Source organism: Streptomyces sp. NPDC058274 (assembly GCF_042881375.1).
Taxonomy (GTDB): Bacteria; Actinomycetota; Actinomycetes; order Streptomycetales; family Streptomycetaceae; genus Streptomyces.
Window position 1 is genome coordinate 840,238 of sequence record NZ_JBHVXW010000001.1, and the last position, 15,716, is coordinate 855,953.

The 15,716-nt window shown below is 74.1% G+C and carries 12 protein-coding genes; 8 read left to right on the forward strand and 4 right to left on the reverse strand.

Features of this window, described 5'->3' with window-relative positions:
- The first annotated feature begins 15 nt into the window (after nt 1-15).
- From ACFVYF_RS03780 to ACFVYF_RS03795, 4 genes are read left to right on the forward strand one after another with little or no spacing between them, the layout of a single operon-like run.
- Nucleotides 16-921, forward strand: a complete 906-nt coding sequence (locus ACFVYF_RS03780; protein WP_389450656.1) for a hypothetical protein — start codon at nt 16-18, stop codon at nt 919-921.
- The gene (locus ACFVYF_RS03785; RefSeq protein ID WP_383283135.1) at nt 918-1,151 is read left to right on the forward strand and encodes a Trm112 family protein; all 234 of its coding nucleotides are present in this window, start codon (nt 918-920) and stop codon (nt 1,149-1,151) included. Before ACFVYF_RS03780 ends, ACFVYF_RS03785 begins: the two co-directional genes overlap by 4 nt.
- Nucleotides 1,148-2,026, forward strand: a complete 879-nt coding sequence (locus ACFVYF_RS03790) for an FkbM family methyltransferase (RefSeq protein ID WP_389450198.1) — start codon at nt 1,148-1,150, stop codon at nt 2,024-2,026. The genes ACFVYF_RS03785 and ACFVYF_RS03790 overlap by 4 nt, the downstream gene beginning before the upstream one ends.
- A complete protein-coding gene (locus ACFVYF_RS03795; protein ID WP_389450200.1) occupies nt 1,932-2,549 on the forward strand; it encodes a hypothetical protein in 618 nt (205 codons plus the stop codon). Before ACFVYF_RS03790 ends, ACFVYF_RS03795 begins: the two co-directional genes overlap by 95 nt.
- Here ACFVYF_RS03795 and ACFVYF_RS03800 read toward each other — a convergent pair.
- Nucleotides 2,518-3,402, reverse strand: coding sequence for a RimK family alpha-L-glutamate ligase (locus tag ACFVYF_RS03800; protein ID WP_389450659.1), 885 nt, complete (start codon nt 3,400-3,402; stop codon nt 2,518-2,520). The genes ACFVYF_RS03795 and ACFVYF_RS03800 overlap by 32 nt on opposite strands.
- A 149-nt stretch (nt 3,403-3,551) precedes the next feature.
- Here ACFVYF_RS03800 and ACFVYF_RS03805 point away from each other — a divergent pair, with 149 nt between their 5' ends.
- Entirely contained in the window at nt 3,552-4,628 is a 1,077-nt protein-coding gene (locus tag ACFVYF_RS03805; RefSeq protein ID WP_389450202.1) for a MerR family transcriptional regulator, read from the forward strand.
- A 48-nt stretch (nt 4,629-4,676) separates the two neighbouring features.
- Here the strand turns inward: ACFVYF_RS03805 and ACFVYF_RS03810 are convergent, their stop codons facing one another.
- Both ACFVYF_RS03810 and ACFVYF_RS03815 read right to left on the reverse strand, forming a co-directional pair.
- A complete protein-coding gene (locus tag ACFVYF_RS03810) occupies nt 4,677-5,921 on the reverse strand; it encodes an MAB_1171c family putative transporter (RefSeq protein ID WP_389450204.1) in 1,245 nt (414 codons plus the stop codon).
- A complete protein-coding gene (locus tag ACFVYF_RS03815; protein WP_389450206.1) occupies nt 5,918-7,066 on the reverse strand; it encodes a hypothetical protein in 1,149 nt (382 codons plus the stop codon). The genes ACFVYF_RS03810 and ACFVYF_RS03815 overlap by 4 nt, the downstream gene beginning before the upstream one ends.
- Nucleotides 7,067-7,370: 304 nt before the next feature.
- Here ACFVYF_RS03815 and ACFVYF_RS03820 point away from each other — a divergent pair, with 304 nt between their 5' ends.
- The 3 genes from ACFVYF_RS03820 (at nt 7,371) to ACFVYF_RS03830 (ending at nt 11,828) form a co-directional block, all read left to right on the forward strand.
- A complete protein-coding gene (locus tag ACFVYF_RS03820; protein ID WP_389450208.1) occupies nt 7,371-8,456 on the forward strand; it encodes a S1 RNA-binding domain-containing protein in 1,086 nt (361 codons plus the stop codon).
- 146 nt (nt 8,457-8,602) lie between these two features.
- The gene (locus ACFVYF_RS03825; protein ID WP_389450211.1) at nt 8,603-10,084 is read left to right on the forward strand and encodes an acyl-CoA synthetase; all 1,482 of its coding nucleotides are present in this window, start codon (nt 8,603-8,605) and stop codon (nt 10,082-10,084) included.
- Nucleotides 10,077-11,828 carry a carboxyl transferase domain-containing protein gene (locus tag ACFVYF_RS03830; RefSeq protein WP_389450214.1) on the forward strand — a complete coding sequence of 584 codons (1,752 nt, stop codon included), beginning with the start codon at nt 10,077-10,079 and terminating at the stop codon, nt 11,826-11,828. The genes ACFVYF_RS03825 and ACFVYF_RS03830 overlap by 8 nt, the downstream gene beginning before the upstream one ends.
- On the opposite strand, the gene ACFVYF_RS03835 is transcribed toward ACFVYF_RS03830, so the two are convergent.
- Nucleotides 11,803-15,453 (reverse strand): S8 family serine peptidase, encoded by a 3,651-nt coding sequence (locus ACFVYF_RS03835; protein WP_389450217.1) that lies wholly within the window; start codon nt 15,451-15,453, stop codon nt 11,803-11,805. The genes ACFVYF_RS03830 and ACFVYF_RS03835 overlap by 26 nt on opposite strands.
- Between the last annotated feature and the right edge of the window lie 263 nt (nt 15,454-15,716).

Consider the following 15,716-nt stretch of genomic DNA (forward strand, 5'->3'; position numbering starts at 1 on the left):
CCCATGTGGTGGGGAGTGGCCGCGGCCCTGCTGGCGAACGTCCTCTACAGCACCGGATTCGTCCTGGAGAAACGCGCGTTGGCGGCCCTGCCCGAGGTGGACATCCGCCGCCCCGCCCGGCTGTTGCGGCTGGTTCTCGGCAGCCCGCTGTGGATCGGCGGCTCGCTGTCCCTCGCCGCCGGGTTCGGGGCACAGCTCGCCGTCTACCGCACCCTGCCGATCGCCGCCGCGCAGGGCATCTTCGTGTCCGGCCTCGTCCTGCTGGTGCTGCTCTCGTCCCGCCTGCTCGGCGAGGAGACCAGCGGCCGGGAGCGGTACGCGCTCGGTGCGATCCTGGCCGCGCTGCTGATGGTCGTGCTGTCCCTGCGCGAGGGCACGGACACGGTCAGCCGCAGCGCGCCCGCCCCGCTGATCCTGCTGGTCTGTGTGCCCTCGCTGGCGGCGGGCGTGGGGCTGTACGGCGCCGCGGAGCGCAGGTCCCGCCACCGGCACCGCATGCCCACCACCGGCGTCGAGTACGGCGTCGCCGTGGGCCTGTTGTACGGCGTGAGTTCGCTGGCCATCAAGGGCGTGTCGAGTTATCTGACGACCAGCGGTCTCGGCACGGCGGCGCTCGGGCTGCTGCGCTCCCCGTACCCGTATCTGCTGGTGTTCACCGGCGCGTTCGGGCTGGTCATGTCGCAGGCGGCGCTGCAGCGCTGCCGGGCCTCGCTCATCGTGCCGGTCTGCACGACGGTGACGAGCCTGTTCACCGCGGTGCTCGGCACCCTCGCGTTCGGCGAGGCGCTGCCGCACGAGCCGGTGCGGCTCGCGCTGCGGCTGGCCGGCACGGTGCTCGCGGTCTCGGTGCTGCTGGTCATGCCCAAGCACGACGCCGCACCCCAACCCACCCTCGGCACCAAGGAGTTGACACCCCCGTGAACCCCGACGACCCGCTGCTGAAGATCCTGGCCTGTCCGCTGGACAAGGGCCCGCTGCGGCTGCTCCGGCCGGACGAGTCGGCGGCCCCGGCGGCCGACGAGGCGCTCTACAACCCGCGCCTGCACCGCCGTTACCCGATCGTCGACGGCATCCCGCAGCTGCTGCCGTCCTCCGGGGAGCAGGTCACCGAGGACGAACACGAGGAACTCCTCAAGCGGATGGCCCCATGACCACCCTCGCCGCCCGGCTCGCCCCGCTCCTGCCCGTCCGGCTGGTCGCTGCCGCCGCCCGACTGGTCTATCCACGCTTCGAGCCCGAGCTGGGCCGGCTCGCCGACCTCTGCCCGCCGGGCTGCGGCACCGCCGTGGACGTCGGCGGCTGGTACGGCCCCTGGACGCGCCGGCTGTCCGGGCGGGCCCGCCGGGTGGTCACCGTGGAACCGGTCCCCCATCTGGCCCGGCTCCTGGCGTCGGCCACCCCCGGCAACGTCCGGGTGGTCAGGGCCGCCGCCTCCGACCGCCCCGGCACCGCCCGGCTGTGGCTGCCCACCGGCGACGCGGGCGACCGGGGGGTGTCCTCCCTGGTCCGCCGGGACATCCACGGCCGCGCCCTGGAGGTCCCCTGCGTCACCCTCGACGGCCTGGACCTGCACGACGTCGGCTTCATCAAGATCGACGTGGACGGCAACGAACTGGCCGTGCTGCGCGGCGCGGACGCCCTGCTGGCCCGCGACCGGCCCGCCCTCTTCGTCGAGCTGGAGTCCCGTATCCAGCCGGTCGCCCCGGTGGTCTCCCATCTCGCCGAGCGGGGGTACGCCGGCTGGGTGCTGCCCGGCGACACCTGGCTGCCCCTGGCGTCCTTCCCGCTGGAGGCCCACCAGGCCCGCACGTCACACGTCGTCTCCCAGGGCCTGCTGCGCCGCGTACTGCCGCTGCGCGGTCCCCGGTACGTCAACTCGGTGCTGTTCCTGCCGGACGGCCGCCGTCCGGGCGCGTACCGGATGGGCGACCATGGAACGCATGCCGGCCAAACGACCCGCCACCCCGTTCACCCCTCTCGACTTCCAGCTGGTCCTGCTGCGCCGCATGGCCGACCACAATCCTGATCTGGTCGAGGACGCCCGCCACGAGCTGGGCGTCTCCCTCGCGGACATGCGGGAGGCCAACCGCCGCTGGCAGGCGATGCTGCACGCCCCGCGCTCCCGCGCGGCGACCTCCCGCTACCGCTCGGTCCTCGGCACCCCGGAGTCGGTGGAGCCACGCCGGATCGGCGACCTCGACTGCGAGGCCCTGCGCTGGCCGGTCCCGCTCTGGCCCGACCTCCGCTTCGAGGTGCTCGTCGCCCCGAACGGCGTGGCCTGGAACGAGTGGCTGGTCCGGGCCCCGGGCGCGGCCGGACCCGACCTGCGCACGGTGGACGACCTGACCCCCTGGTCCTGCACGGTCGACGAGGCCGCCCGCGCGTTCGCCCCCGCCCGCCCGCTGGAGGGCACGGCGCCGACGCGCTGGGGCCTCGCCTTCTCGGCCCCGGACGCCTCGGGCGTGCGCCACGACTGCGCCGCCGAGTTCACCTGGGGGCTGCTCCAGCGGGTCGCCGTCAGCGGGCGGCCTTCAGGACCGCCTCCGTGACGACGGGCAGCGAGTCCGGGTGCAGCCAGAGGAAGAGGTTGGGCTCGACCAGTTCCAGCTCCATCACCTGCGGCTCGCCGTCGTCGCCGTCGACGAGGTCCACACGGGCGTAGAGCAGCTCGGGACGGCCGGGTACGGCGGCCAACGCGTCCTGCGCCACGGCGAGTTCGGCGGGCGTCGGCTCCCAGCGCCCGAGCCGCGGATGCGCCACCTTGGCCGCGTCGTACGGCGTGCCCGGCTCCAGGACGGCGCCCTTGCGGCTGGCGTGCAGGAAGCGCCCGCCGAAGAACATCAGCGCCCGCTCCCCCGCGGTGTCGATGCTCGACACATACGGCTGCACCATCGCCGTCAGACCCTCGGCGTGCATGCGCGCGAGCTGCCGTTCGGCCGTCTTCCGTTCCCCGGGCCCGTACCGGGCGGCGAGCCGCGCGCCCGCGCCGGCGGTCGGCTTCACGACGTACGCGTGGTCGTCCGGCAGGTCCACCGGGTCGCCGGGCGCGAGATACCGGGTCGGGACCACCGCGACTCCGGCGGCCGCCAGATCCCCTAGATACCGCTTGTCGGTGTTCCACCGCACGACACCGGCCGGATTGGCGAGCCGCGTGAGCCCCGCACAGCGCTCGGCCCACGCCACGAACTCCGGCACCCGCCAGCTGTAGTCCCACGTGGACCGGATCAACGCGAGGTCGAAAGCGGCCCAGTCGACTGCCGGATCGTCCCAGTGCGTCACGACGGCCTCCGCCCCCGCGTCGTCCAGGGCGCCCTTCAGCACCGGCAGATCACGGTCCACACTCCCCGTCCCGTCGGGCCGGTAGGTGACGAGCGCGACACGGGCGGTGGCGATACGGGCCACGACGACCCCTTCCTCGTACGACAGCTTCCGCCGCAGGCTAACAACCACCTCGCCCCCCGCAACCGGACAACCCCCCTTGACCTTCACCTTCGGTGAAGCCACAGCATCGGTGGCACACGAGGAACACGACGAGCCGACGGGGCGGGCGCATGGAAATGCAGACGATCGGGGCCTTCGCGAAGGCGTGCAGGCTCTCGCCGAAGGCACTGCGGCTGTACGACGAGCTCGCGCTGCTGCGCCCCGCCCGGGTCGATCCGGTGACCGGCTACCGGTATTACGCCATCGGCCAGTTGGAGCAGGCGCGGCTGGTGGCCTGGCTGCGCCGGCTGGGGTTGCCGCTGGCGCGTATCCGGCAGGTGTGCGCCATGACGCCCGAGTCCGCAGCGCGGGAGATCCGCGCCTACTGGGGACAGGTCGAGGCCGAGACGGCAGCGCGCCGCGATCTGGCGGAGTTCCTCGTGGACCACCTCGCAGCACAGTCGTCCAGAAAGGACACCCGCATGCTGGAACTCCGCTTCTCCGCTCTCTCCGACACCGGTCTGGTCCGCCCCGTCAACCAGGACGCGGCCCACGCCGGCGCCCGTGTCCTCGCCGTCGCCGACGGTTTCGGGCGGGGTGGGGCGCCCGCCAGTGCCGCCGCGGTTCAGGCCCTGCGGTTCCTGGACGGTGAGCCGCTGCCGGCCGGGAACGTGCTCAACCTCCTGGAGGACGCGGTCCAGGGCGCCACCCAGGCCGTACGGGACGCCGCGCCGGCCGCGGAGGCCGGCACCACCCTGACCGCCATGGTGTGGACGGGCTCCCAGCTCGCGCTGGTGCACATCGGCGACTCCCGCGCGTATCTCCTGCGCGACGGCGGGCTGTTCCTGATCACCCACGACCACACCGTGGTCCAGTCGCTGATCGACGAGGGCCGTCTCACCCCGGAGGAGGCCGTAGGCCACCCACAACGCGCCCTGCTCCTGCGGGCGTTGACCGCCGACGCGACGGCCTCCGTACCCGATCTGCGTCTGCACGACGCCCGTCCCAGCGACCGGTACCTGCTCTGCTCGGACGGTCTCTCCGCCGTCGTACCCTCCGAGGAGATCCGGCGCACGCTGGCCTCGGCTCCCGGTCCGGACGAGGCGGTCCGCGCCCTCGTGGGGGCCGCGAACGACTCCGGCGGTCCGGACAACGTCAGTTGTGTGGTGGCCGACGTGGTGGACGGTGCGGAGACCGGGAGCCGTTAGCCGGGGGAGGCCGTGGGCTCAAAGGGCCCTTGGCGGGCGGGGGTTCGGTCAGGGGGCCGGGACGCTCTCCGCCATGGCGGCGGCGCGTTCGCGGACGGCCTTGAGGTCGTCGGTCCTGCGCAGCGCCCGGGACACGGACTCGATCTCGTCCAGCAGGTCGGCGATGTCCGGTCGCCCGGGCGTGCCGCCGGCCTGGTCGCCGCCGCGGCGCCGCTTGGTCTCGACCGCGTCCTGGACCGTCACGACCTGGGCGAGTGCCCCGGCCTCGGCCGCCTCGAATCCCCGGCTGAGCGCGGCGTCGTACGCGCGCCTGCGGAGGTCTTCGTCGAGGTAGCGGGCCAGATGCAGCAGCGCGTCCCGGATGAACGTCTCCCGGCGCGTCAGGCGCAGTTCGGCATCGGCCCGCAGCCGGAAGGCGACGCTCGTGCCGGTGGCGGACCGCATCAGCAGATACAGGGGTCTCAGACGCCAGTGCCCGAGCCGGGTGCGGACGCGGCGCTGCAGGAACTGACCGACGTGCGGAAGCACGAAGCCCACGGTGATCAGGACGGCGCCGACACAGGCGGCCAGCGGCGCCACGTCCGTACTGAGCCGGTCCAGGTCGTGACCGGTCCAGCGGGCGAGTACGGCCACGAGCTTCGAGCCGTCGTAGAGCAGGTTCACGGCGTGGCCGACGGCGAGGAACCGCAGGCCGGCCCGGAGCCAGGCGTCGAGCCCGTCGGTGCGGATCCAGTTCTGGATCAGCTTGAAGGTGATCAGACAGGCCGCGGTGTGCGCGAGCAGATAGAGCAGGATCACTTCACGCATGAAGGGCGTGGTGGCGTAGTACGTGTCGAGGTCCCGCAGCCGTTCGACGGGGGCGTCGGCGAGGGCGAACAGCACCCACAGGGCGACGATCACGCTCGTGTAGGCGGTGACGACCCAGCGCGTGGCACGACGGGTCCGGCGGCTGCGGTCGGAGCGGCCGTCGCGCCAGGCGATGATCAGCAGCAGACAGGCTCCGCAGAACGCGGTGATCAGGCTGTAGACGATGGGCGCCGCGAGGTTCGGTACGCCGGTGACGCGGTTGGTCCAGGCGATCGTGGACGGCGACGCGAACACGTAGATACCGCAGCCGAGCAGCAGCAGCCCGCCGACGGCGCGCAGCAGCGGGTCCCGCCAGAGCTTGATGACGCTGGGCAGCTTGATCGCGAGGGCGACTGCCAGCACCGCCAGGGGGACCCAGAACGAGACGTACGTCCCGTCGAAGAAGTCGGGGCGGGCCGAAGTGCCGGAAGGGGCAGGGGGGTTCATTGCAGGTCGGTCCTGGGATCGCGATATCCCAGTGACGCCTGCACGGCCCTGCCGACCTGGTCGGCGGGGGGCTCGGCGCCGGAGCGGACCACCCACGAGCGGAACGCGCTGGCGAGGTGCAGCCCGAACTCCTCGGCCTCCGCCTCGGCGGCCTCGTGGGAGCCGTTGCGGGCGGCCACGGTGAGCGCGATCCGCTGCCAGTCGGGTCTCCGCGCCCCAGCGGGAACGCTCTGCCAGGCGGCCCCGGACCGGTCGGGTCCGGAGGGTCCGGAGGGTCCGGAGGGTCCGGAGGGTCCGGAGGGTCCGGAGGGTCCGGAGGGTCCGGAGGGTCCGGAGGGTCCGAAGGGTCCGACAGCCGTACGCGGCCGGTCGGGTCCGGAGGGTCCGACAGCCGTACGCGGCCGGTCGGGCCCCGGGGACCCGGCAGGCGTGCGCGGCCGGTCGGAGCCGAAAGAGCCGGCGGGGACATCCGGCCGCTCGGGTCCAGGAGTTCCCCCCGGCGTACGCAACCGATCGGGCGCCGAAGGCCTGCCGGGTGCGCTCGACCGGCCGGAGTCGGAAGACCCCGCGCGTGCGCTCGACCGGCCGGAGTCGGAAGACCCCGCGGGCGCGCTCGGCCGGCCGGAGTCGGAAGACCCCGCGGGCGCGCTCGGCCGGCCGGAGTCGGAGGACGCGGCCCCCGCGCCCTCCCAGCCCCGGTCGCCCGACAGGGCCTGCGCGGCGACGGCCGCACCCGCGCCCGCCCCCGCGCCATGGTGCTCGCGGTGCCCCTCCTTCATGTGCCACAACTCGTGCCCGAGGATCACCAGTTGCTGGAGGGTCTCGGCCCGTTCCTCGACGATGACGAGGTCGAAGTCCTGGAACTGGAGCCAGAGTCCGGTGACCTCGATCTCGTCGGGAAAGCGCTCGAAGCGCAGTTCGACGGGACGGCCGTCACGCCGCCGGCTCATCTCCGCACACAGCGCCCCGGCCAGCTCCCGCACGTCGACCGGCGGGTCGAGCCGCTTGCGCAGCGAACACGTGAGGTCCGCCGCCAGCGCCCGCATCTCGGAGTCGGCCCGCGACGGGAAGAGCCCGGCCGTGACGTCGCCGGCCAGCCGGCGCACCCGCGCGGCGAGGCCCCTTCCCTTGCGGGCGAGGTGCATCGTTGCGCCTCCTCGCTGCTCAGCGGCCCGTCGCGGGCGGCAACTTCCAGAGGGCGGAGACCCACTCACCCATGTGCTCCCGGCAGTTGATCCGTCAATTTGTCGCTGACGCCCGAGACTACGTGCCCGCGCGGGCCCGCGCCATGGTTACCGAGCGTTCGCCGCCGGGCGCGGAGCGAACGAGGCCGGCCCCTTCCCGGGGTTCCGCGGGACGGGTGGTCGTCCGGCCGCGGCGCGGGCGCTCACCACAGGTGCGGCTGCTTCGCGCGTGTACGCCGGTGCGCCCACGAGGCACGATCGCATCATGGCGATCTCAGGAACCGACGCGTACGACCGGGCCGCGGAGCCCCTTCCCCCACTCGTCCGGCGCGCGGTCGCCGCCGCCCGGCGCCACGGCTTCGCCCACTCCTGCCGTCCCGAACAGGGGCGGCTGCTCCAGCTGCTGGCGAGCGGCGCCCGGGGCCGCATCGGCGAGACGGGCACGGGGTGCGGTGTGGGGCTGGCCTGGCTCGCGTCGGGCGCGCGCGAAGGCGTACGGCTGTTCAGCGTGGAACGGAACGCCGAGCGGGCCCGGATCGCCGCCGAGGTCTTCGCCGACCGCCCCGAGGTCCGCGTCGTCCACGGCGAGTGGCAGCGGATCGGCGACCACGGCCCGTACGACCTGCTCGTCCTCGACGGCGGCGGCCACGGCAAGGCGCACGACGACGGCACGGCCGGGCTCTTCCCGCTGCTCGCTCCCGGCGGCACGGTCGTGATCGACGACTTCACCCCCGCCGCCAGCTGGCCGCCGCTGCACCACGGAGTCCCCGACCGGGCCCGGATGCACTGGCTGAACCACCCGTTGCTGCACGCGGCCGAGGTCCGGCTGGCCGACGATCTGAGCACGGTGGTCGGCACCCGCAGACCACCGTCCGCCGACCGGCTGCACGCGCTGGAGCGCGGCCAGATCTGCCGGGGCGTGGTCACCCACACCCCGCGCTTCGGCGTCTTCGTCGACCTCGACGGCATCGAGGGGTTCATCCGGGTCCCCGAGGTCACCTGGCGGCACATCGACTCGGTGGACGAGGTGGTCCGGGTCGGCCAGGAGATCACCGTCGAGGTGCTGGACATCGACGCGGAGCGGCAGCAGGCGCAGCTGTCGCTCAAGGCACTGGAACCCGACCCGATGGCGAAGTTCGCCCGGGACGGGCTCGGCCGGGTGGTGCGCGGGGCCGTCACACACGTCGCGCCCTTCGGGGTGTTCGTCGAGGTCGCCGACGGTCTGCAGGGACTCGTGCACAACGACGCACTCGCCCATCTGTCCGTCCGGCCGGCCACCGGCGACGAACTGACCGTGGAGATCGTCGGCATCAATCTCGTACTCCGGCGGATTTCCCTGGCCCTGGTGTAGGAACGGTCTCGGCGGTGTCCGTGACACAGGCCCGTACGGCACGTCCCTTCGGCACGTCCCTTCGACACGTCTCTACGACACGTCTCTACGACACGTCTCTACGACACGTCTCTACGACACGTCCCTTCGACCAAGGAGTACGCCGCGTGTCCTCCCTCTTTCCGGCCCTGACAGGTGGCTCGGCCGCACAGCGGCCCGCGCTGCGCTTCGGTGACCGTGCCCTGACGTACGGGGAACTCGCCGCCGCGGCGGGTGCGCTCGCCCCGCGCATCGGTGCCGCCGGCCGGGTCGCCGTGTGGGCGACGCCGGCCCTGGAGACCGCCGTGGCCGTCGTGGCCGCGCTGCTGGCCGGTGTGCCCGCGGTGCCGCTGAACCCCAAGTCGGGCGGGGGCGAGCTCGGGCACATCCTGTCCGACAGCGCGCCCTCCCTGGTGCTGGCCGCCGAGGGTGACCAACTCCCCGCCGCGCTGGACGGGTTGGAGCGCGTCGATGTCGACGCGCACGCCACCGGTCCGGCCGTGCCGCCCGCTGACCCGGACCCCGCCGCGCCCGCCCTCGTCGTCTACACCTCCGGCACCACAGGGCCGCCCAAGGGTGCCGTCATCCCGCGCCGGGCGATCGCCTCGACCCTGGACGCGCTCGCCGACGCCTGGCAGTGGACCGGCGACGACGTCCTGGTGCACGCGCTGCCGCTCTTCCATGTGCACGGGCTGATCCTGGGCATTCTCGGACCGCTGCGCCGCGGCGGCTGCGTACGGCATCTGGGCCGGTTCGGCACCGAGGGCGTGGCGCGCGAACTGGGCGCCGGCGCGACGATGCTGTTCGGGGTGCCGACGATGTACCACCGGATCGCGGAGACCGTGGGCGAGGATCCCGGCCTCGCCGAGGCGCTCGGCCGGGCGCGGCTGCTGGTCTCCGGTTCGGCCGCGCTGCCCGTGCACGACCACGAACGGATCGGCGCCGCCACCGGTCGCCGGGTCGTCGAGCGGTACGGCATGACGGAGACGCTGATGATCACGAGCGTGCGGGCGGACGGCGAGCCGCGCGCCGGCACCGTCGGCGTGCCGCTGCCGGGCGTCGAGGTGCGGCTCGTCGAGGAGGACGGCACCGTCATCGGCGGGTACGACGCCGACGGCACCCCGAACGGCGCGTACGGCGCGGAGCACGTGGGCGAGATCCAGGTGCGCGGGCCGAATCTGTTCACCGCGTATCTGAACCGGCCCGACGCGACCGCCGGCGCGTACACCGAGGACGGCTGGTTCCGCACCGGCGACATGGCCGTACGGGACGCCGACGGCTATGTCCGCATCGTCGGCCGCAAGGCCACCGACCTGATCAAGAGCGGCGGTTACAAGATCGGCGCGGGCGAGATCGAGAACGCGCTGCTGGAGCACCCGGAGGTGCGCGAGGCCGCCGTCACCGGTGAGCCGGACGCCGATCTGGGCGAGCGCATCGTGGCCTGGGTGGTGCCCGAGGGACCCGCCCGCCCCGGCCTCGGCCCGGAACTCGTGAACCATGTGGCCGGCCGTCTCGCCCCGCACAAACGGCCGCGTGCCGTGCACTTCCTGGACTCCCTGCCCCGCAACGACATGGGCAAGATCATGAAGCGGGCGCTGAAGCATGGCTGAGCGCCTCTCGGCCCGCGAGGCCGTCGCCCTGGTCACCGGCGGCTCCCCGTTCACCGAACTCACCGTCCCTGAAAGGGAGTTCAAGCCGGACGGCCCGCTGGAGTGGCAGGGTTACGACGCCTCGCGCGCCCGGGCCGCCGCACGCACCGGCGAGGCGGAGTCCGTCGTCTGCGGACACGCGACCGTCGGGGACACCCCCGCCGTGATCGTCTCCTTCGAGTTCGGCTTCCTGGGCGGCTCCCTCGGCGTCCGCACCGGTGACCGCCTGGAAGCCGCGTACACCCACGCCCGCGAGCACCGGCTCCCGGTCGTCTCGCTCGTCGCGACGGGCGGCAGCCGGATGCAGGAGGGCATGCTCGCACTGACCCAACTCCAGCGCGTGGCACGGCAGTCGGCGCTCACCCGGGAGGCAGGGCTGCCACAGCTCGCGGTGGTGCAGGACCCGACGACGGGTGGCGGCTGGGCGACGCTCGGCGCGGGCGCCGATGTGATCCTCGCACTGCCGGGCGCCCAGATCGGGTTCGCGGGCTCCCGGGTCCGCCCGGCCGACGCGGACCCGGCGGCCTACACCGCGGAGGCCCAGCTGGCGGCGGGCGCGGTCGACGCGGTCGTACGACCGGAGGACCTGGGCGACACGCTGGCACTGTGGCTGACCCTGCTCACGCGACCGGCGACGGCCCCGGCACCAGTACCGCCGGCCCTTCCCTCGGCCGACTCCGATGCCGGGTCCGGGCCTGCGTCCGCGTCCGCGCCCGAGCACGTCTCCGCGTCCGCGGCGGCCGAGTCCGGGTCCGGCTCCGGGCCTGCGCCCGCGTCCAAGCACGTCCCCGCGTCCGCGGCGGCCGAGTCCGGCTCCGGCTCCGGCTCCGCGTCCGGCTCCGGCTCCGCGTCCGCTGCGGCCGAGTCCGGGTCCGGGTCCGGGCCTGCGCCCGCGTCCAAGCACGTCCCCGCGTCCGCGGCGGCCGAGTCCGGGTCCGGGCCTGCGCCCGCGTCCGAGCACGTCTCCGCGTCCGCGGCGGCCGAGTCCAGGTCCGAGTCCCGCTCCGGGTCCGCGTCCGGCTCCGGCCCCGCCGCGCCCTCCCCGGCCACCCCCGACGGCCTCCCCGTAACCGGCTGGGACGCCGTCCTGCGTGCCCGTGCTCCCGAACGCCCGCGCGCGCAGGCCTACTTGGACGCGTACTTCACCCGGCGGGCCGCCCTCAGCGGGGACCGGTGCGGTGGCACCGACGAGGGGATGCTGTGCGGCTTCGGCGAGCACGAGGGGCGTACCGTCGCGTACGCCGCCCAGTGCGGGACCGCCACCCGCCCCGCCGGCTACCGCACCGCCGCCCGGCTGGTCCGCCTCGCGGGCCGGCTCGGCATCCCGGTGCTGACGCTGGTGGACACGCCCGGTGCCGCCAATGACGCGGACGCGGAGCGGCAGGGCGCGGGAGCCGCGATCGCCGACCTCTTCGGCGCGGTCGCCACCGCCCGTACCCCCGTGACCACGCTCCTCATCGGCGAGGGCGGTTCGGGCGGCGCCCTCGCGCTGGCCGCGCCCGGCAACACCTGGGCCACGCCGGACAGTTACTTCTCGGTCATCGCGCCGGAGCTCGCGGCCGCGATCCTCAAGCGCCCGGCCGACCAGGTGCGCGCCACGGCCGACCACCTCCACGTACGCCCCCAGGACCTCCTCGCCCTGGGGGTCGTCCGTGGAATCGCCGGTGGGCCGACGGGAGTTACCGCACCCCCACGGCCCGGATGATCTCCTGGCGCACGGCCCCGCCCCGGTCGTCGCGCGCCGACGCCCGCAGGGAGATGTACCGCGCGTCGCGGGGCACGGTCAGCGTGCCCCGCCAGGCGGCGTCGGCGCCGGTCAGCGGCACCGTCCGCCACGACTTCCCGTCGTCGTACGACACTTCGAGCCGGCCGCCCCCGATCGTCCCGGTGCCGGGCGCGCCGGTGACGTACTCGGCGAAGATCCCGACCGGCACCCGGCTCCCGCCGCGCACCCGGCCCGCGAGGTCGGTGTCGAGGTCGTAGCCGAGGTTGAGCAGCGGCAGGAAGGTCCAGCGGTCGTCGGGGGTGGCCGCCGAGCGGACGGTCCACTCGGAGTGGCCCTTCGTCGACAGCTGCCAGCGGTCGGGGTCCAGCGCGGTGTCCGTGACGACCTTGTACGTGTGCTCGTCGGCGGGCGCGTCCCACACGTACGCGCCCGAGCCGGTCCGCCGGTCGACGAGGGTGCCGTCCTGGTAGACCTCGGTGACCTGGGTCATGCCGTTGCCCTCGCTCCACACGTCGCCGAAGCCGGTGCGGTCGGGCCCGGAGTCGCCCCAGCCGGGCGTGTTGAACTGCAGGGTGCTGCCCGAGCGCTGCTGGCCCCAGCCGAGCCCGGTGCCGAGCCAGGGGTGCCAGACGGGCTTGAACCAGTCGAGGTCCGTGTGCGTCCCGCCCCGGTACGTGATCAGCCCGCTGCGCTCCTCCAGGGCGCCGTCGCCCACCGTCACGGACTCGTGCCACAGCTGGCCGGGGCCGGTGGAGACGTAGTCCGTCCGCTCGACCGGGTAGTCGATGCGCTCCTTGAAACCGATCCCGACCGGGAAGGCGCCGGTGAGCGAGTACCGGAACTCGCTCCCGTCGGCCGGCCGCACCGCGTGGAACTTGGTATCCAGGACGGCGAGTTGGCTCCGGCCCGGGCGGTAGGTCAGGTCGCGGTCCGGGATCCGGCCCCGGTGGCCCTCCGAAAGGTCGTACACATAAGGGGTGTTGAGGGTTCCGGTCATGTCCACCCGGCCGGCCGCCCGCAGCCGGGCCGCGTCCGCGGTGTTCACGGTGGCGATCTGCAGCGGCCGGTCCGCGTTGTCGTCGGTGCCGAACCAGGCGTTGAGGCGCCCGGCGCTGTCGTCGGTCACGAACAGCGCCGCGACGCCGGCGTCCTGGGCCGCCTGGGCGAGCGCGGCGGGCTCGACACCGTCGGTGAGCCGCGCGAGCACGGCCTTTCCTCGCACCGCCGGGGTGAAGGGCCCGTCCCCGACATCGACGAGCGGCAGTCTGCTGCGTCCCTCGATGAGCGTGCCGCCCGGCTGGGCGACCGCCTCGCCGAGCCCCTTCACCTCGATGAGCGGCTTCCCGAGCCGCCACACCGTGCGGTACTCGAAGCTGCCCTCGGTGACCTTCGGGGTGGGCGCCGCGAAGACGCTGTCGTACGTGACGGGCACCTGGACGGCGCCGAACTGGTCGGATCCGCCCGCCGCACGGTCGTACTCCATCAGCAGTTGCCGTGTCTCGGTCCGCCGGTCCACCTTCGCGGTGACCTCCCGCAGTGTCCGCCCGTCCAGGGTGACTTCGCGGTCGCGGTCGAGGCCGACCTCGGGCGCGGCGAGGAAGCCGAGGCCGAGCGAGTCGGCGCCGTGGCTGCCGCGCACGTCGAGGAAGGACGTGAGGCTGTACGTGCCCGGGGCCAGCCGCAGTTGAAGCGTCCCGGAGTCGCCGACCGACGCGGGGACGGGGTCGGTGCCCTCGGCGAGCCGCTGCACTACGAGGTCGGCGGCCGTCGCAGCTCCCGCCCGGTCCTTGACGTGGACGGTGAGCGTGTACCGCTCCTCCTCCTTGACCAGCCCGAACGCGGTGTGCGCGACCGGCGTGCCGGCCACGGACGCGACGATCCGCCCGCTGGTGCCGCCGACCGGCGCCTTCGAGCCGTCGCCGGTGACCGTGGTGGCCGCGGTGCCGTGCGCCGGCACGGTGAGCGCCGGGTCGGCGAGCTCGGCGACCCCGTCGGCGGCGCCCTGCACCGAGAGGCTCAACTCGACTGCTTTGTCCGAGGAGTTGGAGTAGGTGAGGGTCCGGGTGACGGGCTTGTTGGAGTCGTAGGGCCAGCGGTAGTAGCCGAGATCGGCGCTGCCCGTGGCGGTCACCGACGAGCCAACCGCGTCCGGCACGCTCACCCGTCCCGCGCCCAGCACATAGGCGGACGCGTCGAGTTGCTTCGAGGTGGACATCAGCGCGTCCTTGAGCCGGGCGCCGCTCCAGTCCGGGTGCCGCTCGGCGAGCAGCGCGGCCACGCCCGCGACATGCGGCGTCGCCATCGACGTACCGCTCATGCTCGTGTAGCCGCCGCTGCCGTCCACGAGCCGGGAGCGGGCGGCGAGGATGTCGACGCCCGGCGCGGAGAGGTCCGGCTTCAGGGCGTTGTCGCCGTAGCGCGGGCCCGCGCTGGTGAAGTACGCGGCCTCGTCGGCGGAGTCGACCGCGCCGATCGTCAGCGCCGAGTCGGCGGCGCCGGGCGAGCCGATGGAGGACGGGGCGCCGGTGTTCCCGGCGGCGACGACGAAGAGCGCGCCGGTCTCGCGGGACAGGCTGTCGACCGCCGCGGCCATCGGGTCGGTGCCGTCGCTCGGCTCGCTCGACCCGAGGCTCATGGACACCACCTTGGCGTGCACGTCCCGCGCGGCCCACTCCATCCCGGCGATGATCTGGGACTCGCTGCCCGAGCCCTGGTCGCTGAGCACCTTGCCGACGGCGAGCTCGGCCTCCGGTGCGACACCTCGCTCCTTGCCGTCGGAGGCGGCGCCGCTGCCGCCGACGGTCGAGGTGACATGCGTGCCGTGGCCGTTGCGGTCGGCGACGTCCTGTCCCTCGATGAAACTCCTGCTGACCGAGATCCGGCCGGCCAGATCGGGATGGCCGGCGTCGACGCCCGTGTCGAGGACCGCGACCGTGACGCCCTTGCCGGTGAGCCCGGCCTCCCAGGCGGCCGGGGTACCGATCTGCGCGTTGCTCTCGGCCAGGTCGGCCGTGACGCGGCCGTCCAGCCAGACCTTGCCGAGGCCGGCCTGCCGGGTCAGCGACCGCCAGAAGGTCCGCCCCTTGCCGGCGTCGACCGCCACCCCGTCGACGCTGTCCAGCGTGCGTGTCCGCGCGGCGCCGCGCGGTGTCACCGCCCGCGCCCCCTTGTCGTACGTCACGATCAGCGGCAGCTCGTCGGTCCTGCTGTCGGCGAGACCCTGCCGTATCAGCCCGCTCACGTCGAACAGCCGCCGGTCCAGCGTGCCGGCGCGCAGATACGGCAGCGCCTCGTCCGGTACGACGGTGACCGCGCCGTCCACGACCTGGGTGCGCACGGCGCCGGTGGCCCCCGTGGGCCGGTCGACCGTCACGGTCTTCCGGCCGCCGGCGAGGTCGGTGACGGTGACCTTGTCGCCGGTGACGAGGGTGACGGTCCGGGTGGCGCCCGCGGGCTTCGACGCCGAGGAGCCGGGTTCGCTCGCGGCCGGCTTCGGGACCGAGGCGCCGGCGTCCTGTGCGGCCGCGGGGCCCAGGGGCAGCAGGGCGAGCACGAGTCCGGCCGGCAGCAACGTCGCCCGGCGTCTGCCTGGTCCAGTGTTCATCGATGCCTCTCTTCGTCGGCACACGCTCCGGACGGGGTGGTGCGCGAGCGCTGCGAAGAGTGTCGGTGGCCTTGTGCGGCACGGGAGTTGACGGGGGCTGGCGGGAAGGTGCCCTGGCGGCTTCCCGCCAGCCCGGCGGCCGGGATCCGCCGGCCCGAAAGACCACCCGTCCAGCGGCACCCCGCCCGGCGCACCCCAGGAGGCGACGACCCGTCAGCAGCCGCACGATGCCAGAGAGGACCGTCGTCCGGCGGAGCCTCACG